Source organism: Massilia sp. R2A-15, assembly GCF_030704305.1.
In the GTDB taxonomy this organism is placed as follows: Bacteria; Pseudomonadota; Gammaproteobacteria; order Burkholderiales; family Burkholderiaceae_D; genus JAFCUW01.
This window is the reverse complement of sequence record NZ_CP131935.1, coordinates 3698076-3712644: the sequence shown is the minus strand read 5'-3', so window position 1 is coordinate 3712644 and position 14569 is coordinate 3698076. Positions and strand designations below refer to the sequence as shown.

Here is a 14569-nt window from a genome sequence, read left to right as displayed (position 1 = left end):
AGGCCAAAAGACCAGACCCCGGCCTTCCGATGCGGTAGAATCATTTCATTCTGTACGTCAATAGTTCCGAAGCTGGTCACGCGTGAAGTCTCTCATAGAAAACCGCACCATGATGATCGCCATCGCCTTCTCGGTGGTGGCGCATGCAGCCCTGCTGGCGGTGCGCTTCGTCGCGCCCGACGCCTTCAAGATCCAGCCGGCTGACCCCGGCCTCGAAGTCATCCTGGTCAACGCCAAGCACGCCAAGCGTCCGCTGAAGGCCGACGCGCTGGCCCAGGCCAACCTCGACGGCGGCGGCCAGGCCGATGCCGGCCGCTCGAAGTCGCCCTTGCCGGACATGCGCAAGACCGAGGACGGCGACAGCCTGAAGGCGATGCAGCGCAAGATCGCCGAGTACGAGGCGCAGCAGCAGAACCTGCTGACCCGCGCGCGCGCATCGAACTACAAGGCGCCGCCCGTCACGGAAAAGGACAAGCCCGACCCGACCCGCACCGGTAACGACCTGCTCGAGACGAGCAAGGCGATCGCGCGCCAGACCGCCGAGATCAGCACGACGATCGAGGAACAGAATAAGCGCCCGAAGAAAACCTACATCACGCCGAGCACCCAGGAAGTCGGCTACGCGATGTACTACAAGGCGATGCAAAAGCGCGTCGAGGAAATGGGTACGCTCAATTTCCCGCAGGTGAACGGCCGCAAGCTGTACGGCGAGCTGGTGCTGTACATCCCGATTTTCCAGGACGGCACCATCTACGTGAAGGATGGCGGCGTGCGCATCGAAAAAAGCTCCGGCAACGCGGACCTCGACAAGGCGGCGATCGCCATCGTGCGGCGCGCCGCCCCATTCGGCAAATTCCCGCCTAATATGTTGTCATCGGACCGCGACGACCTGTGGGTCATCATCACCCGGTTCAAATTCACTCGCGAGGAAACCATGAAGGCGATGCCGGGAGGCGGGCAGTGAGCGACCGCTATGTTGTGATCGGGAATCCGGTGGCGCACAGCAAGTCGCCGGCCATCCATGCCGCCTTCGCCGCCCAGACCGGGCAGCAGCTGGAATACGAACGCTGCCTGGCGCCGCTCGACGCCTTCGCCGCCACGGTGCAGGGGCTTATCGCCGCCGGCTGCAAGGGGGCCAACGTGACCGTGCCGTTCAAGCTCGACGCCGCCGCGCTGGCCGACACCCTGTCCGACCGCGCCCACGCGGCCGGCGCCGTCAACACCCTCAGCTTCACGCCACAAGGCATCGCCGGCGACAACACCGACGGCGCGGGCCTGGTCAACGATATCCTGAACAACGCCGGCGTGGCCATCGCCGCCAAGCGCGTGCTGCTGGTCGGCGCCGGCGGTGCGGCGCGCGGCGTGATCCTGCCGCTGCTGCAGCAAGGCCCGCGCGAACTGGTCATCGCCAATCGCACCTTTGCCACGGCCGAGGCATTGGCCGTGCGCTTCGGCGGCGTCACGGCCGCCTGCGAGTTCGCGGCGCTGGCCGGCCAGTTCGACATCGTCATCAACGCCACCTCGGCCAGCCTGGCCGGGGACATCCCGCCGGTGCCGGCCGCCGTGTTTGGCCCCGGCACGCTGGCGCTCGACATGATGTACGCCAGCGCGCCGACGCCTTTCATGCAGTTCGCGGCGGGCCACGGCGCCACCGTGCGCGACGGGCTCGGCATGCTGGTCGAGCAGGCCGCCGAAGCCTTCTTCATCTGGCGCGGCGTGCGTCCTGAAACCGCCGCGGTCCTGGCCTCGCTCCGTATGCCGGCATGACCCGGGCGCGCAAGGGCGGCCGGCGCTGGCTCAAGTGGATCATCCTCGGCCCGCTGCTGGCCGTGTTCCTGCTGCAGCTGTATTTCTTCCTGCAGATCTGCTGGTGGACCCGCTTCAATCCGTCCATGACCAGCTTCATGAGCGCGCAGCTGTCCGAACTGCGCCAGGCCAATCCGAAAGCCACGCTGGAGCAGAAGTGGGTGCCCTACGCGGCCATTTCGCCTAACCTGAAGCGCGCCGTGATCGCCTCCGAGGACGCCAACTTTGCCGAGCACCTGGGCGTCGACTGGGCCGCGCTGGAGAAAGCCTACGCGCGCAACAACACCCGCCGCAAGGTCGTCGGCGGCGGCTCGACCATCACCCAGCAGCTGGCCAAGAACCTGTTCCTGTCCGGCTCGCGCAGCTACGTTCGCAAGGGCCAGGAGATGGTCATCGCCTTCATGCTCGAATCCGTGATGAGCAAGGAGCGCATCCTCGAGATCTACCTGAACGTGGTCGAATTCGGGCGCGGCGTGTTCGGCGCCGAAGCGGCCGCGCGCCATTATTTCCGCGTGCCGGCGGCGAGCCTGAGCGCGGCGCAAGCGGCCAAACTCGCCGTGATGCTGCCCAATCCGCGCTTCTACGACCGCCACCGCGACACCAATTACCTGGCGCGGCGTACCAGCATCATCGTCAATCGCATGAATTCCGCCGAACTGCCATGACAAACCTGAAACGCCAGCGCGGTGCGCTGAACCTGGTCTGGGTCGCCATCATTTCGGCCGGCGTGGCCGCCGCCGCGATGGCCGCACTGTGGTCGATGCGGCACGACCGCAACCTGTTTGCCGAAGGCGTCGACAGGCTGGCCAGGTCGGCGCCGGCGCTGCCGAAGCAGGCGGACGCGCCGCTGCGAAAGTGCAGGATCGACGGAAAAACAGTCGTCTCGAACACCGACTGCAAGGACGGCAACAAGACCAGCCGCACCATCGACATCGTGTCCACCAGCGGCGTCGAGGCGCCCAAAGTGCCGGTAGCGGCGCCGCTAGAACGGACCTCGGACCCGGCGCTCGACAAAATCATCGAAAAACAGACTCGCTAGAGCGAAAGTGATGACGATTGTGTGTCCTTGCGGGTACACTTGCGCTGTTTCGTATCCGGCCGAGAATTTCGCATGATCAACGTATTTGTCCTACAAAATGGCCGGCTCAACCAGGTTCCGATCGACACCCGTGAAGATCTGGAAAATGTCGAGCCCGTCTGGGTTGACCTGACCGACCCGACCGACGACGAGCGGTCCTGGGTCAAGGCGATCTATGGCGTGATCTTGCCGGGCGAAGACGAAGTCAAGGACATCGAAGCGTCCGCGCGCTACTACGAAGCGGAAAACGGCGACCTGCACTTGCGCACCGACTTCCTGCTGGAAGAGGACGACGGCCCGTCGCGCATCGTCACGGTCGCGTTCATCCTGGCGCGCAAGATGCTGTTCTCGGTGCACACCGACGATTTGCCGGTGTTCCGCCTCGTGCGCATGCGCGCGCGCTCGCGGCCCGGCTCGATCGCCGACTACATGGACGTGCTGCTCGACCTCTACGCGACCGACGCCGAGTACTCGGCGGACGCGCTCGAAGGCATCTACCAGAACCTGGAAGAAGTGTCGGGGCGCGTGCTGCAGGAAGAATTCACCGACCAGGACGCGGCGGCGGCGCTGAACGCGATCGCGCACGAGGAAGACTTGAACGGCCGGATCCGCCGCAACATGATGGACACGCGGCGCGCGGTCAGCTTCCTGATGCGCGGGCGCCTGCTCAATGCCGAGCAGTTCGAGGAAGCGCGCCAGATCCTGCGCGACATCGAATCGCTGGACGGCCACACCTCCTTCCTGTTCGACAAGATCAACTTCCTGATGGACGCCACGGTCGGCTTCATCAACATCAACCAGAACAAGATCATCAAGATCTTCTCGGTGGCGTCGGTGGCCTTCCTGCCGCCGACCCTGATCGCCAGCATCTACGGCATGAACTTCAAGTGGCTGCCGGAGCTGGAGTGGCAGCTCGGCTACCCGTTCGCGATCCTGCTGATGATCACCAGCGCGATCGCCCCGTTCTGGTACTTCCGCCGCCGCGGCTGGCTGAAGTAAGAAGTACGCAGCATCGGGGACTGGTCCCGCGGACCTGACCCCTTCTTCTTACGCCGCCATGCGCGCCCCGCCATCGACATCGAGCACCGCGCCGGTCGTGAAGCCGTTACCGATCATATAAACGATCGCCTGCGCGACATCTTCGGACGTCCCGGTGCGGCCGACCGGCAGCGACGCGGCCGCCGCATCGAACATGCCCGCTTTCGCCGGCGCCGGCAAGCCGTCGTAGGCTGGCGTATCGACCAGTCCCGGCGACACCACGTTGACCCGCAACGGCGCCAGTTCCTTCGCCAGCGTCTGCGCCATCTGGGTAATCGCGCCATTCACGGCGGCCAGGCCTGCGGTGCCCGGCATCGCGGTGCGCGAGGCTGCCCCGGTGAGCATCACCACCGAGCCGTCGCGCCGCAGATGCGGCAACGCCGCCTGCAAGGACTGCCAGTAGCCGATCAGTTTCCCTTCGAGGGCGGCGCGCAGCGCGCTGGCTGGTGTGCTGGCGAACGGCCCCCATGCCGGATTGGCGGAAGCGGCCAGCACCAGGTGGTCGATGCGGCCGACGCGCTCGAACAGGGCGGCCAGCGATGCCGGATCGCTGAAGTCGGCGACGTAGCCGGCAGCGCGTCCTTCGATCGATGCCAGCGCGGCGTCGAGGTGCGCCTGTGAGCGGCCCGCGAGCATGACTTCGGCGCCGAGTTGGCCCAGGCTGCGCGCGGCGGCCAGGCCCATGCCGCTGGTGCCGCCGATGATCAGGATGCGTTGTTGTGGGTAATTCATGTCTGTTCTCCGGATAGGGTGGTGATGGGTTCATTCTAGCGCGCCGAAGATATCCATGAAATGGATTATGATTATGCTTGGCATAAGCATTTTGGATGGCTCAATGGACCTGCACCGCATCGACCTCAATTTGCTGGTATCGCTCGACGTGCTGCTCGCCGAGCGCAACGTGACCCATGCCGCGCGCCGCCTGGCGCTGTCGCAGCCGGCGCTGTCGGCCCAGCTCAGGCAGCTGCGCGACCTGTTTCGCGATCCGCTGCTGCTGCCGGCCTCGCGCGGCATGACACCGACTGCGCGCGCGCTGGAATTGCAGGCGCCGCTGCGCGACATGCTCGCCGCGCTCGGCGGCCTGGTGGCCGAGCGCCAGCCTTTCGACCCGGCCACCGCGCGCGACACCTTCCGCATCGCCACCACCGACTCGATGCAGGCGGTGCTGTGCGTGCCGCTGATCGCGCGCCTGCGCGTGCTGGCGCCGGGCGTGCGGGTGGCGCTGTTCGGCGCCGACGTCGCGCGCCTGGCCGAACAGATGGCCAGCGGCGAAATCGACCTGGCGCTGCTGACGCCGCAGGGCATGCCGGCGGCGCTGAAGACGCGCGCGCTGTTCGACGAAACCTTCCTGTGCGTGCTGCGGCGCGGCCATCCGGCAGCGGACACTGCGCTGGACCTGGACACCTTCTGCAGCCTCGATCACGCGCTCGTGTCGACCGCCGGCGGCGGCTTTGTCGGCGTGGTCGACGACGTGCTCGCGCGGCTGGGGCGCAGCCGTCGCGTGGTGGTATCGCTGCCGAGCTTCCTGGTGGCCCCGGCGCTGGTGGCCGACAGCGACGTGATCTGCACCGTGCCGGCGCGGCTGGCGCGGCGCTGGAGCGCGAGCCTGGCAGTGATGGCGCCGCCGTGCGAAGTCGGCGAATTTTCGATGCGCATGGGCTGGCACCCGCGCGCCCACAGCGATCCGGCGCAGCGCTGGTTGCGCGACCAGGTCGCGGCAGTTGCCGCCGCGTAGCCGCATGCATACTTAAGGTTTATTTAGCATTTGCTTCATGAAGTTTTAAGAACGCGAACCGGCCCATCTCCCTATTCTGTATCTACGCAACCGGCCCACTTTCAGGAGCCTGGCGATACACCAACAGGGAGTGAAGCAATGAACCAGTTCCAACCCGTCTCGCAGCAGCGCCTCGACATCTACCGTCCGATCCACAAGGCACTGCGCTCCTTCATCTGCGACACCATGCTGCGCGTGGGCAGCCTCGACTGCGCCGACGCGCAGGAGACGGCGCAGGCGCGCGCGATGGCCACCTTCTACATCGGCCACATGCGCCACGAGGATGAATTCGTCCACCCGGCGATGGAAGCGCACGGCCCCGGCTCGGCCGATGCCATCGAAGCCGAGCACGGCCACCACGAAGCGGCCTGCCACAAGATCATCGCGCTGGCCACCCAGGCCGAGCAGGCGATTGGCGCCGGGCGCGAGGTGCTGGTGCACCAGCTGTATCAGCACATCGCCCTGTTCCTCGGCGAAACGCTCGAGCACATGCACGTCGAGGAGACCGACCACAACGCCGTGCTGTGGAAGCACTACAGCGACGCCCAGATCCTTGCGATCGACCATGCAATAGTCGCCTCGCTGGGCGAGGAGGAGAAGGGCCTGGCCATGCGCTGGATGCTGCCGGCCTTGTCGCCGTCGGAGCGCGTGCAACTGTTGCAGGGCATGCAGGCCGCGGTGCCGCCGCAGGTATTCGCCGGCATGTGCGCGTTCTTCGAAACCTTGCTGGCACCGGCCGACTGGCGCAAGCTGGCAGCTGCGCTGGAGATCGACGAGCGCCTCGCGGCGTAACAAGGCTTGTCGTTCCTGCGGAGGCAGGTACCCTTGCTGAGCGGGAGGAGCCTGTGCGCATATTCAGGACTGGCGCAAGCTGGCAGCTGCGCTGGAGATCGACGAACGTCTCGCGGCGTAACAAAGGTTGTCGTACCTTATACGCTGTGGAACACGTTATGATTTCTGAGGACGCTTGGAAAACGAAGGGCATGTAGGCTGAGTCGTACCCGAGGCTTCGAGCCTGTTGACGCAGATAAGCCGCATGTCCTTCCCTTTATCGCAGAGTGCGAACAGTATCTGAGGCTGCGAGCCTGTGTTCTTAAGGATGCACGAGATAAAGTCCTAGCGAAATCACCAGCGGATGGGGGAGGCTGCCATGGAAGTAGTCGGAATCGATATCGCAAAGCGTAAATTTGACTTGGCTTGGCTGTCGGGAAAAACGGGCAAGATTCGTAACAAGGCATTTGAAAATTCGCCCGTTGGCTTTCAGGCGCTTTGCGATTGGCTCGTCGAGCAGGGTATTTCGGCGAATGAGTGTCGCGTGGTGATGGAAGCGACCAGCCAGTATTACGAAGCTCTGGCGCATGCCATGTTTGACGCTGGATATTTGGTCAGCGTCGTCAATCCTTTGCAAATTAAAGCTTTTGGCCAATCTGAGATGCGCAGACAAAAGACTGACCGAGCTGATGCCGAGTTGATCGCCCGATTTGGCGAGCAATCCAAGAAGTTGGTCCTCTGGGAGCCTCCCGCGACGGAAGTGCGGGAGTTGCAGCGCCTCATCGCGCGCCTGGAAGCGGTTCAAGGCATGCATGTGCAGGAGCAGAATCGGCGTCACGAAGCGGCGGGCCAAGCGTTGGAATCGGTCGATCGCATATTGCTGACTTTGAAGGAAGAGGAAGCATTATTGACGCAAAAAATCCGCGATCATATCGACCGCCACCCCGGACTGCGGAATCAACAGGAACTCCTACGCAGTATTCCCGGGGTGGGGGAACGGGTTAGCAGTTATTTTCTTGCGTGGCTTCCTGTAGACCGCTTTGATAATATCCGCCAGATGGTGGCGTTCGTAGGACTATCACCGGAACATAATCAGTCCGGCGATTCGGTGCACGGCAAATCACACTTGTGCAAGCTAGGACATGGACGACTACGCAAAATATTGTACTGCCCGGCGATGACCGCGATTCGGTTCAATCCAGCTGCCCAAGCGCTCTACGCGCGACTTCGAGCTGCAGGCAAAGGGGGTAAAGTCGCGTTGGTCGCAGTCATGCGCAAGCTGATCCATTGGATGATGGCGGTACTGAAGAGTAACGCACGCTTCGATCCAAAAATGGCGCTTGCAAAAAATTAGGGACCACAGTATCTGCGGAGGCAGGTACCCATGCTGAGCGAGCAGAACCTGTAATGCGTATTCAGTATAGGTACCTGCCTTCGCAGGTACGACAGACTTAGGGATCGGCCAGCCGCAGCGGCCGGGCGAGACACAGCTTGAAGCGCCCGCGCCCGGTCTTTTCGATGCGCACGCAGGCCGACCGGTCGGCCAGCCGCCGGCTCAGGAGCAGCAGCCGTGCATCGAGGTTGTCGCTGATGTCCGGCAGCCGGATGCGCGGATCGAGCCGCAGCTCACGATTGGAAAACTCGGTGCGTCCCTTCTCCACGCAATCATGCACCAGCACCGAGAAGATCGACCCGGCCACGCCCTTGATCAGATAGTCGTCGTCGAGGAACACGCTGTCGTTTTCGGGATAATGGCGCACCGCGACCGGTTCGCCGGCAGGCTGCGCGGGTGCGCTGTCGGCGGCCGGCGCATCCTCGACTGCGTCGGCCTGCACCAGCCGGATCGCCAACGCCAGTTGCGCCGCCAGCGCCACTAGCGCGTCTTCATCGTCATACGAGAAGCGCAGGTCGTGCGGACTCTCGACATACAGCACCCCGACCAGCCGCGCGCCGGCGATCATCGGCACGGCCATCTGGCTGCGCGACTCGGCCAGTCCCGGCAGCGGAATCGCAAGCTCCAGCGCGCCCGGCCCGCCGGCAGCGCTGTCGCGGATCGCCCGCCCGTACGCATATTCCGAAGTCATGTGGCTGATGCGGATCGGGGTGCGCTCGCGCGCGGCCACGCCGATCACGCCGTCGCCCAGCGCGATCTCGGAGCCGACCCCGGAATCGGCGTAGCCGCGGCTGGCCAGCGTGTACAGGCGTTGGCCGGCGTCGTCATAGAGCAGCGCCATCGCGTGGCCGATGTCGAATTCGGTGGCGAGGCAATCCAGCGCGGCGCCCAGCAGCTGCCCCAGGTCGCCGGCCGGGCGGATCCGGTCCGATGCGCTGCGTAGCGCCGACAGCAGATTGCGGCGCGGCGGCGGCGCCGGCAGCGTGCGGCCTGGCACCTGTTCGAGCGCGTTCACGCGGAACACGTCGGCGCCGCGCAGCTGGAACACGTGGCTCATGCCGACGTGCGATGCGATGCCGGCCAGCTTTGCCTTCATGCTCTCGAACAGCGGGCCGCTGGTTTCGGTGCGCAGGAATTGCAGCCGCAGCCGGTATTGCGCCGCCGTGAACGGATCGATCACGGTCAGCAGCGCATGAGGATTGACGAGCAGGTTCTGGCGCGTCTTGTTGAAGAACTGGTAAGTCAGCGCGACATGCTCGCTGTCGACGTACTGGACCTGGCTCAGGTAGGAGATGTTGGGCGTGCCATCGAGATCCGCGGTCGCCATCGTGCCCGGGATGACGCCCTCGAAGCAGGCGCGGATCGCATCGATCTTGAGCGTCATGACTGCGCCTGCAATGTTTGCCCGGCTTGCGGCCCGGGCGTCTGCGAAAATGCTGCGTCGGGCGTGAAGCTGAGCACGACGATGTCGTCTTGCGGGATGTCGAAGATGGTGTCGATCAGGTGTGCCGGATGGCCGAGCGCCGAGGTTTCGGCGACGAAGGCTTCGCGGTAGCGCGCCGCCACCCGCAGGTCGTCGGCGTCGGCCGCGACGCAAACGGCATCGCGGCCTTTCAACTGCAGCGTGCGGTGCGTCGATGGCCTGCTGAAGACCACGGCCAGTGCGCCGCTGCGGCCCACGTCGGCAAGCAATTGCGCGGCCTGCGTCTTCGATACCAGCACGCGCACGTTGAGCCGGTCGTCCGAGATGCGGCAGCCGAGAGCGCGCGCGGCGCTGGGCAACTTGTCTTCACCACAGGACGCGGCATGCAGCGAGATCCCGCTTTGCATGAACGCAGCGTGATCGCAATCGAACAGGGGCGCGGTAGTCATCAAGGGCTCGAGGCAGGGGAGTTATCACAATGATACTCCTGCCGAAAAGCCGTGGGCGGTTTTGGGTATGACGGGGACGCCTAGTCCCGCGGGGTCAGACCCTGGTTTACATGGTCGCGAACATCGCCACGACAGCCACCAGCATCACGGCCACCCCCAGCCAGCCGATGATGGTGTGGCGCCGCGACAGCGTGAACTTGCCCATCAGCTTCTTGTTATGGGCCAGCATCATCATCACCGCCATGATCGGCACCGCGATGACGCCGTTGATCTGGGCCGACAGCACCAGCGCCTTGATCGGGTCGATCGGCGCGAAATTGAGCAGCATGCCGCCGATCGTCGCCAGCGCGATGATGCCGTAGAACTCCTGCGCTTCGACGGCCTTCAGGTCCAGCCCATTGGCCCAGCGGAAGCTCTCGGTCACCGCGTAGGCGGCCGACCCGGCCAGCACCGGCACTGCCAGCATGCCGGTGCCGATGATCCCCAGCGCGAACATGAAGAACGCGAACTCGCCGGCCACCGGCCGCAGCGCTTCGGCCGCCTGCGCCGACGTCTGGATCGTGGTGATTCCGTGTGCGCCCAGCGTGACCGCGGTGGTGAGGATGATGAAGTAGGCGACCAGGTTGGAAAATCCCATGCCCACGAAGGTGTCGACCTTGATGCGACCCAGCTGGATCGGCGCGTCCTTCGGCTGGCGCCGTAGCGACTGCGCGTTCTCGTCGGCGCGGATCTCCTCGACTTCCTGCGAGGCCTGCCAGAAGAACAGGTAGGGCGAAATCGTGGTGCCGAAGATGGCCACGATCAGCGCCACCGAATCCCTGGTAAAGGTGAAGTCGGGCCAGACGGTCTTGTGCAGCACGTCGAGCCACGGCAGCTTCACCGCGAACACGATGCCGACGTAGGCCAGCAGTCCGAGCGTCAGCCACTTCAGGTAACGCACGTAGGTGCTGTATGGCAGCCACACCTGCAGCGACAGGCACAGGATGCCGAAGCCGAGCGAATACATATGGGCCGAGCCGATGCCGGTGACCAGCCGCGCCGCCTCGCCCATCGCGGCGATGTCCGCGGCGATGTTGATCACGTTCGCCACCAGCAGCAGGATTACGATCGCGTACAGCAGCCACGGCGAATACGCGCGCCGGATATTGGCTGCCAGCCCGCGCCCGGTGACGCGGCCGATGCGGGCCGACACCAGCTGGATGCCGACCATGAACGGATAGGTGAGGACCAGGGTCCACAGGGTGTTGAAACCGAATTGGGCGCCGGCCTGCGAATAGGTTGCGATGCCGGACGGGTCGTCGTCGGCCGCTCCCGTGATGAGGCCGGGGCCGAGGGCTTTGAGGGTGGCGTTGTCTTTGAGTCGGCGGATGAAGTGCATGAATGGCTCGCGCGCATGCGGCGCGGCCATCCCGGGGAAGGGTGGTTAGCGCGCCGGCTGCATCAAAATTTGTATGGGAATGTTCATTTCGGGGCGGAGTGTATCACGTCAGCCACCGGCAAAGGTGGCTGCAACGTTACAGTTTAAGTTTCGCCTCAGGCGATTTTGGCGAACACCTTGCGCGCCGCCGCGACGGACGCCTCGATGACCGCGTCGTCATGCTGGGCCGAGACGAAGCCCGCCTCGAACGCGGCCGGCGCGAAGTACACGCCTTCGTCCAGCATGCCGTGGAAGAAGGCGTTGAAGCGCGTCTTATCGCCCGCCATCATCTCGCTGTAGCTGGTCGGCACCGCAGCCGAGAAGTACATGCCGAACATGCCACCCACCGAATCGGCGCAGAAGGTCACGCCCGCTTCCCTGGCCGCGGCGGTGAGGCCCTCGACCAGCTTGTTTGCCTGCGCGCCGAGCTTCTCGTAGAAGCCAGGTTCCTGCACCAGCGCCAGCGTGGCCATGCCGGCCGCCACCGCCACCGGGTTGCCCGACAGGGTGCCGGCCTGGTACACCGCGCCGATCGGCGCCATGTTGTGCATCAGCTGCGCGCTGCCGCCGAACGCCGCCACCGGCATGCCGCCGCCGATCACCTTGCCCAGCGCGGTCAGGTCCGGCGTGATGCCGTACAGTTCCTGGGCGCCGCCCAGGCCGACGCGGAAGCCGCACATCACTTCGTCGAAAATCAGGATCGCGCCGTGCTTGGTGCACAGCGTGCGCATCGCGCCGAGGAATTCCGGCGTGGCGCGGATCAGGTTCATGTTGCCGGCCACCGGCTCAACGATCACGCAGGCGATGGTGTCGCCCATCGACTCGAACGCGTCTTCCAGCTGCGCCACGTTGTTATAGTCCAGCACCAGGGTGTGCTTGACGAAGTCCTCCGGCACGCCGGCCGACGTCGGGTTGCCGAAGGTGAGCAGGCCGCTGCCCGCCTTCACCAGCAGCGAGTCGGCGTGGCCGTGGTAGCAGCCTTCGAACTTGACGATCTTGTCGCGTCCCGTGGCGCCGCGCGCCAGGCGCAGCGCGCTCATGGTCGCCTCGGTGCCGGACGACACCAGCCGCACCTGCTCGATCGACGGCACCAGCTTGCAGATTTCCTCGGCCATCTCGATTTCGCCCTGGGTCGGCGCGCCGAACGACAGGCCGCGCGCGGCCGCGTCCTGCACCGCTTTCACCACTTGCGGGTGGGCGTGGCCGACGATGGCCGGGCCCCACGAGCCGATGTAGTCGATGTAGCGCTTGCCGTCGGCGTCCCAGAAGTACGGGCCTTCGGCGCGCGTGATGAAGCGCGGCGTGCCGCCGACCGAGCGGAAGGCGCGCACCGGCGAGTTGACGCCGCCCGGGGTGGTGAGCTGGGCGCGCGCGAACAGGATGTCGTTTTGGGAGGTGGAGTCAGTTGTCATGATGGGAGAAAGCGTGAAGGAATGGGTCAGGCGGCGCCAGGCGCGGCCCGGAAAAATTTGTTCGGCACCAGCTTGCCCATGCCGAAGCGCTGCGCGCCGGCCAGCGCGCCGTGGGTGAATTCCTGCGCCGCGCGCGCCGCCGCCTGCGGCTCGAGCCCGCGCGCCAGGTAGGCCGCCAGCGCGGCCGACATGGTGCTGCCGGCGCCCAGGAACGGGCCGGCCAGGTGCGGCCAGCTGGCGCTGTCGATGGCGCCGGTCTCGTCGAACAGCGTGTTCGAGATGGTCGCGTCCTCGCCCTTGCCGGAGGCGCCGGTGCCGGTGACGAGCACCATTTCGCAGCCGATGCCGGTCAGTTCGGCCACGTCGGCGGCCAGCATGTCGCCAGAGCCGCCTTCGCGCCAGGTCTCGGCCATGCGCGCAATCTCCACCTGCGAGGCGAGCATGACGCGCGCCTGCGGCGCCAGGATCTGGCGGATCGCCATCAGCATGTCGTCGTCGGCCAGGCCGGAATCGGGAAGGCTGGACAGGAAGGGATCGAGCACCAGCGGCACGTCCGGATAGTCGGAGACGATTTCGGCGATCGCCGAAGCCTGCTCGACCGACAGCAGGGCGCCGACCTTGATTGCGGCCACCGGCATGTCTTCGAGCAGCACGCGCGCCTGGTCGACCACCCAGTCGGCGTCGATCTCGTCGCTGTCCTCGATCCGCGCGGTGTCGCCGATCAGCATGCCGGTCAATACCGACAGCCCGTGGCAGCCGAGCGCGGCAAAAGTGGCCAGGTCGGCCTGGATGCCGGTGGCGCCGACCGGGTCGGAAACGCCGAACGTCAATATGAGGGGAGTTGTTTGGTTTTGCACGGCCGGTGGATTAAGATACCTGATTCGGCATTTTACTAGATGGAAGGATTCACAACGTGAGTAGCAATGAAACAACGCAGGCGCCGTTTCAAACCTGGATGTGCCTGATCTGCGGATGGGTGTACGACGAAGCGGCCGGCTTGCCGGACGAAGGCATCGCACCCGGCACCCGCTGGGCCGACGTGCCGATGAACTGGACGTGCCCGGAGTGCGGCGCCCGCAAGGACGACTTCGAGATGACCGTGATCTAACGGAACAGAAATAAGAGTTGACGTCGTAGTTGATTCACTGCAACATTTAACGCACAAAAGACTTGCCGTATGGTATCGTGCTCTTTCATGCTGAAGTGAACTGACTATGACGAACTCGCAGCAACCCACCGGTTTGAAGATCATGGTGATCGACGACAGCAGCACGATCCGCCGCTCCGCCGAGATCTTCCTGACCCAGGCCGGCTACCAGGTCGTGCTGGCCGACGACGGCTTCGACGCCCTCGCCAAGATCAACGACCACCACCCGGCGTTGGTATTTTGCGACATCCTCATGCCGCGCCTCGACGGCTACCAGACTTGCGCACTCATTAAGAAGAGCGCCCGCTTCCATGCCACGCCGGTGCTCATGCTCTCGTCCAAGGACGGCCTGTTCGACCGCGCGCGCGGCGCCATGGTCGGTTCCTCGGCCTACCTTACCAAACCATTCAGCAAAGACAGCTTGCTGGCGGCCGTGCGCGAACATACCGCCGGCCTGACCTGATTACCTATCCGCAGGAGCGCCTCGTGGCCATTCAAAACATCCTTATCGTCGACGACTCCCCGACCGAGCGCTATTACCTGACCGATATCCTGGTCAAGAACGGCTTTAACGTCACCACTGCCGAAAACGGCGAAGAAGCGCTGGCCCGCATCAAGGCCCAGAAGCCCGAACTGATCCTGATGGACGTCGTCATGCCCGGCGCGAACGGCTTCCAGGTGACCCGCTCGATCGCCCGCGACCCCGACCTGGCCAACGTCCCGATCATCATCTGCAGCAGCAAGAACCAGGAAACCGACCGCATCTGGGGCCTGCGCCAGGGCGCGCGCGGCTACCTGGTCAAGCCGGTCGATCCGCAGGCGCTGCTCGACAAGATCGCCGCGCTGGCCGCGGCAGTCTGA

Annotated in this window: 17 protein-coding genes; 11 read left to right on the top strand and 6 right to left on the bottom strand. The window is 64.9% G+C overall.

Annotation, left to right across the window (positions count from 1 at the left end; all coding sequences use genetic code 11):
* Positions 1 to 112: 112 nt before the first annotated feature.
* From Q4S45_RS16980 to corA, 5 genes are all read left to right on the top strand, one after another.
* Positions 113 to 964 carry a TonB family protein gene (locus Q4S45_RS16980; protein WP_305512134.1) on the top strand — a complete coding sequence of 284 codons (852 nt, stop codon included), beginning with the start codon at positions 113 to 115 and terminating at the stop codon, positions 962 to 964.
* Positions 961 to 1767 carry a shikimate dehydrogenase gene (aroE, locus tag Q4S45_RS16975; protein ID WP_305506267.1) on the top strand — a complete coding sequence of 269 codons (807 nt, stop codon included), beginning with the start codon at positions 961 to 963 and terminating at the stop codon, positions 1765 to 1767. The genes Q4S45_RS16980 and aroE overlap by 4 nt, the downstream gene beginning before the upstream one ends.
* Entirely contained in the window at positions 1764 to 2471 is a 708-nt protein-coding gene (gene mtgA, locus Q4S45_RS16970) for a monofunctional biosynthetic peptidoglycan transglycosylase (protein ID WP_305506265.1), read from the top strand. The genes aroE and mtgA overlap by 4 nt, the downstream gene beginning before the upstream one ends.
* A complete protein-coding gene (locus tag Q4S45_RS16965; RefSeq protein WP_305506263.1) occupies positions 2468 to 2845 on the top strand; it encodes a DUF4124 domain-containing protein in 378 nt (125 codons plus the stop codon). The genes mtgA and Q4S45_RS16965 overlap by 4 nt, the downstream gene beginning before the upstream one ends.
* A 72-nt stretch (positions 2846 to 2917) precedes the next feature.
* The gene (gene corA / locus Q4S45_RS16960; RefSeq protein ID WP_305506261.1) at positions 2918 to 3883 is read left to right on the top strand and encodes a magnesium/cobalt transporter CorA; all 966 of its coding nucleotides are present in this window, start codon (positions 2918 to 2920) and stop codon (positions 3881 to 3883) included.
* 48 nt (positions 3884 to 3931) lie between these two features.
* On the opposite strand, the gene Q4S45_RS16955 is transcribed toward corA, so the two are convergent.
* Positions 3932 to 4654 carry an SDR family oxidoreductase gene (locus tag Q4S45_RS16955; protein WP_305506258.1) on the bottom strand — a complete coding sequence of 241 codons (723 nt, stop codon included), beginning with the start codon at positions 4652 to 4654 and terminating at the stop codon, positions 3932 to 3934.
* A 103-nt stretch (positions 4655 to 4757) separates the two neighbouring features.
* Here Q4S45_RS16955 and Q4S45_RS16950 point away from each other — a divergent pair, with 103 nt between their 5' ends.
* The 3 genes from Q4S45_RS16950 (at position 4758) to Q4S45_RS16940 (ending at position 7821) form a co-directional block, all read left to right on the top strand.
* Complete coding sequence (locus tag Q4S45_RS16950) at positions 4758 to 5657, top strand: LysR family transcriptional regulator (RefSeq protein WP_305506256.1); 900 nt, start codon at positions 4758 to 4760, stop codon at positions 5655 to 5657.
* Between the two features lie 138 nt (positions 5658 to 5795).
* Positions 5796 to 6488, top strand: coding sequence for a hypothetical protein (locus Q4S45_RS16945; RefSeq protein ID WP_305506254.1), 693 nt, complete (start codon positions 5796 to 5798; stop codon positions 6486 to 6488).
* Positions 6489 to 6846: 358 nt separating this feature from the next.
* The gene (locus Q4S45_RS16940; RefSeq protein ID WP_305505521.1) at positions 6847 to 7821 is read left to right on the top strand and encodes an IS110 family transposase; all 975 of its coding nucleotides are present in this window, start codon (positions 6847 to 6849) and stop codon (positions 7819 to 7821) included.
* A gap of 97 nt (positions 7822 to 7918) precedes the next feature.
* Here the strand turns inward: Q4S45_RS16940 and Q4S45_RS16935 are convergent, their stop codons facing one another.
* From Q4S45_RS16935 to Q4S45_RS16915, 5 genes are all read right to left on the bottom strand, one after another.
* A complete protein-coding gene (locus tag Q4S45_RS16935) occupies positions 7919 to 9244 on the bottom strand; it encodes a GAF domain-containing protein (RefSeq protein ID WP_305506252.1) in 1326 nt (441 codons plus the stop codon).
* The gene (locus Q4S45_RS16930; protein WP_305506251.1) at positions 9241 to 9732 is read right to left on the bottom strand and encodes a hypothetical protein; all 492 of its coding nucleotides are present in this window, start codon (positions 9730 to 9732) and stop codon (positions 9241 to 9243) included. The genes Q4S45_RS16935 and Q4S45_RS16930 overlap by 4 nt, the downstream gene beginning before the upstream one ends.
* Positions 9733 to 9838: 106 nt before the next feature.
* Positions 9839 to 11110 carry an NRAMP family divalent metal transporter gene (locus Q4S45_RS16925; protein WP_305506249.1) on the bottom strand — a complete coding sequence of 424 codons (1272 nt, stop codon included), beginning with the start codon at positions 11108 to 11110 and terminating at the stop codon, positions 9839 to 9841.
* A gap of 155 nt (positions 11111 to 11265) precedes the next feature.
* Positions 11266 to 12561, bottom strand: coding sequence for a glutamate-1-semialdehyde 2,1-aminomutase (hemL, locus tag Q4S45_RS16920; protein WP_305506247.1), 1296 nt, complete (start codon positions 12559 to 12561; stop codon positions 11266 to 11268).
* Positions 12562 to 12587: 26 nt separating this feature from the next.
* Positions 12588 to 13418 (bottom strand): hydroxymethylpyrimidine/phosphomethylpyrimidine kinase, encoded by an 831-nt coding sequence (locus tag Q4S45_RS16915; protein WP_305506246.1) that lies wholly within the window; start codon positions 13416 to 13418, stop codon positions 12588 to 12590.
* A gap of 98 nt (positions 13419 to 13516) precedes the next feature.
* Between Q4S45_RS16915 and Q4S45_RS16910 the strand changes: the two genes are divergently transcribed.
* The 3 genes from Q4S45_RS16910 (at position 13517) to Q4S45_RS16900 (ending at position 14569) form a co-directional block, all read left to right on the top strand.
* Entirely contained in the window at positions 13517 to 13669 is a 153-nt protein-coding gene (locus Q4S45_RS16910) for a rubredoxin (RefSeq protein ID WP_167074514.1), read from the top strand.
* 106 nt (positions 13670 to 13775) lie between these two features.
* Positions 13776 to 14171 carry a PleD family two-component system response regulator gene (locus tag Q4S45_RS16905; protein ID WP_305506245.1) on the top strand — a complete coding sequence of 132 codons (396 nt, stop codon included), beginning with the start codon at positions 13776 to 13778 and terminating at the stop codon, positions 14169 to 14171.
* A gap of 23 nt (positions 14172 to 14194) precedes the next feature.
* Positions 14195 to 14569, top strand: coding sequence for a PleD family two-component system response regulator (locus tag Q4S45_RS16900; RefSeq protein WP_305506243.1), 375 nt, complete (start codon positions 14195 to 14197; stop codon positions 14567 to 14569).

Bases quoted from the DNA above. Each gene is read 5' to 3' on its own strand.
- Q4S45_RS16980 (WP_305512134.1), top strand. From the start codon at position 113: ATGATCGCCATCGCCTTCTCGGTGGTGGCGCATGCAGCCCTGCTGGCG.
- mtgA (WP_305506265.1), top strand. From the start codon at position 1,764: ATGACCCGGGCGCGCAAGGGCGGCCGGCGCTGGCTCAAGTGGATCATC.
- Q4S45_RS16965 (WP_305506263.1), top strand. From the start codon at position 2,468: ATGACAAACCTGAAACGCCAGCGCGGTGCGCTGAACCTGGTCTGGGTC.
- corA (WP_305506261.1), top strand. From the start codon at position 2,918: ATGATCAACGTATTTGTCCTACAAAATGGCCGGCTCAACCAGGTTCCG.
- Q4S45_RS16955 (WP_305506258.1), bottom strand. From the start codon at position 4,654: ATGAATTACCCACAACAACGCATCCTGATCATCGGCGGCACCAGCGGC.
- Q4S45_RS16950 (WP_305506256.1), top strand. From the start codon at position 4,758: ATGGACCTGCACCGCATCGACCTCAATTTGCTGGTATCGCTCGACGTG.
- Q4S45_RS16945 (WP_305506254.1), top strand. From the start codon at position 5,796: ATGAACCAGTTCCAACCCGTCTCGCAGCAGCGCCTCGACATCTACCGT.
- Q4S45_RS16940 (WP_305505521.1), top strand. From the start codon at position 6,847: ATGGAAGTAGTCGGAATCGATATCGCAAAGCGTAAATTTGACTTGGCT.
- Q4S45_RS16935 (WP_305506252.1), bottom strand. From the start codon at position 9,244: ATGACGCTCAAGATCGATGCGATCCGCGCCTGCTTCGAGGGCGTCATC.
- Q4S45_RS16930 (WP_305506251.1), bottom strand. From the start codon at position 9,732: ATGACTACCGCGCCCCTGTTCGATTGCGATCACGCTGCGTTCATGCAA.
- Q4S45_RS16925 (WP_305506249.1), bottom strand. From the start codon at position 11,110: ATGCACTTCATCCGCCGACTCAAAGACAACGCCACCCTCAAAGCCCTC.
- hemL (WP_305506247.1), bottom strand. From the start codon at position 12,561: ATGACAACTGACTCCACCTCCCAAAACGACATCCTGTTCGCGCGCGCC.
- Q4S45_RS16910 (WP_167074514.1), top strand. From the start codon at position 13,517: ATGTGCCTGATCTGCGGATGGGTGTACGACGAAGCGGCCGGCTTGCCG.
- Q4S45_RS16905 (WP_305506245.1), top strand. From the start codon at position 13,776: ATGACGAACTCGCAGCAACCCACCGGTTTGAAGATCATGGTGATCGAC.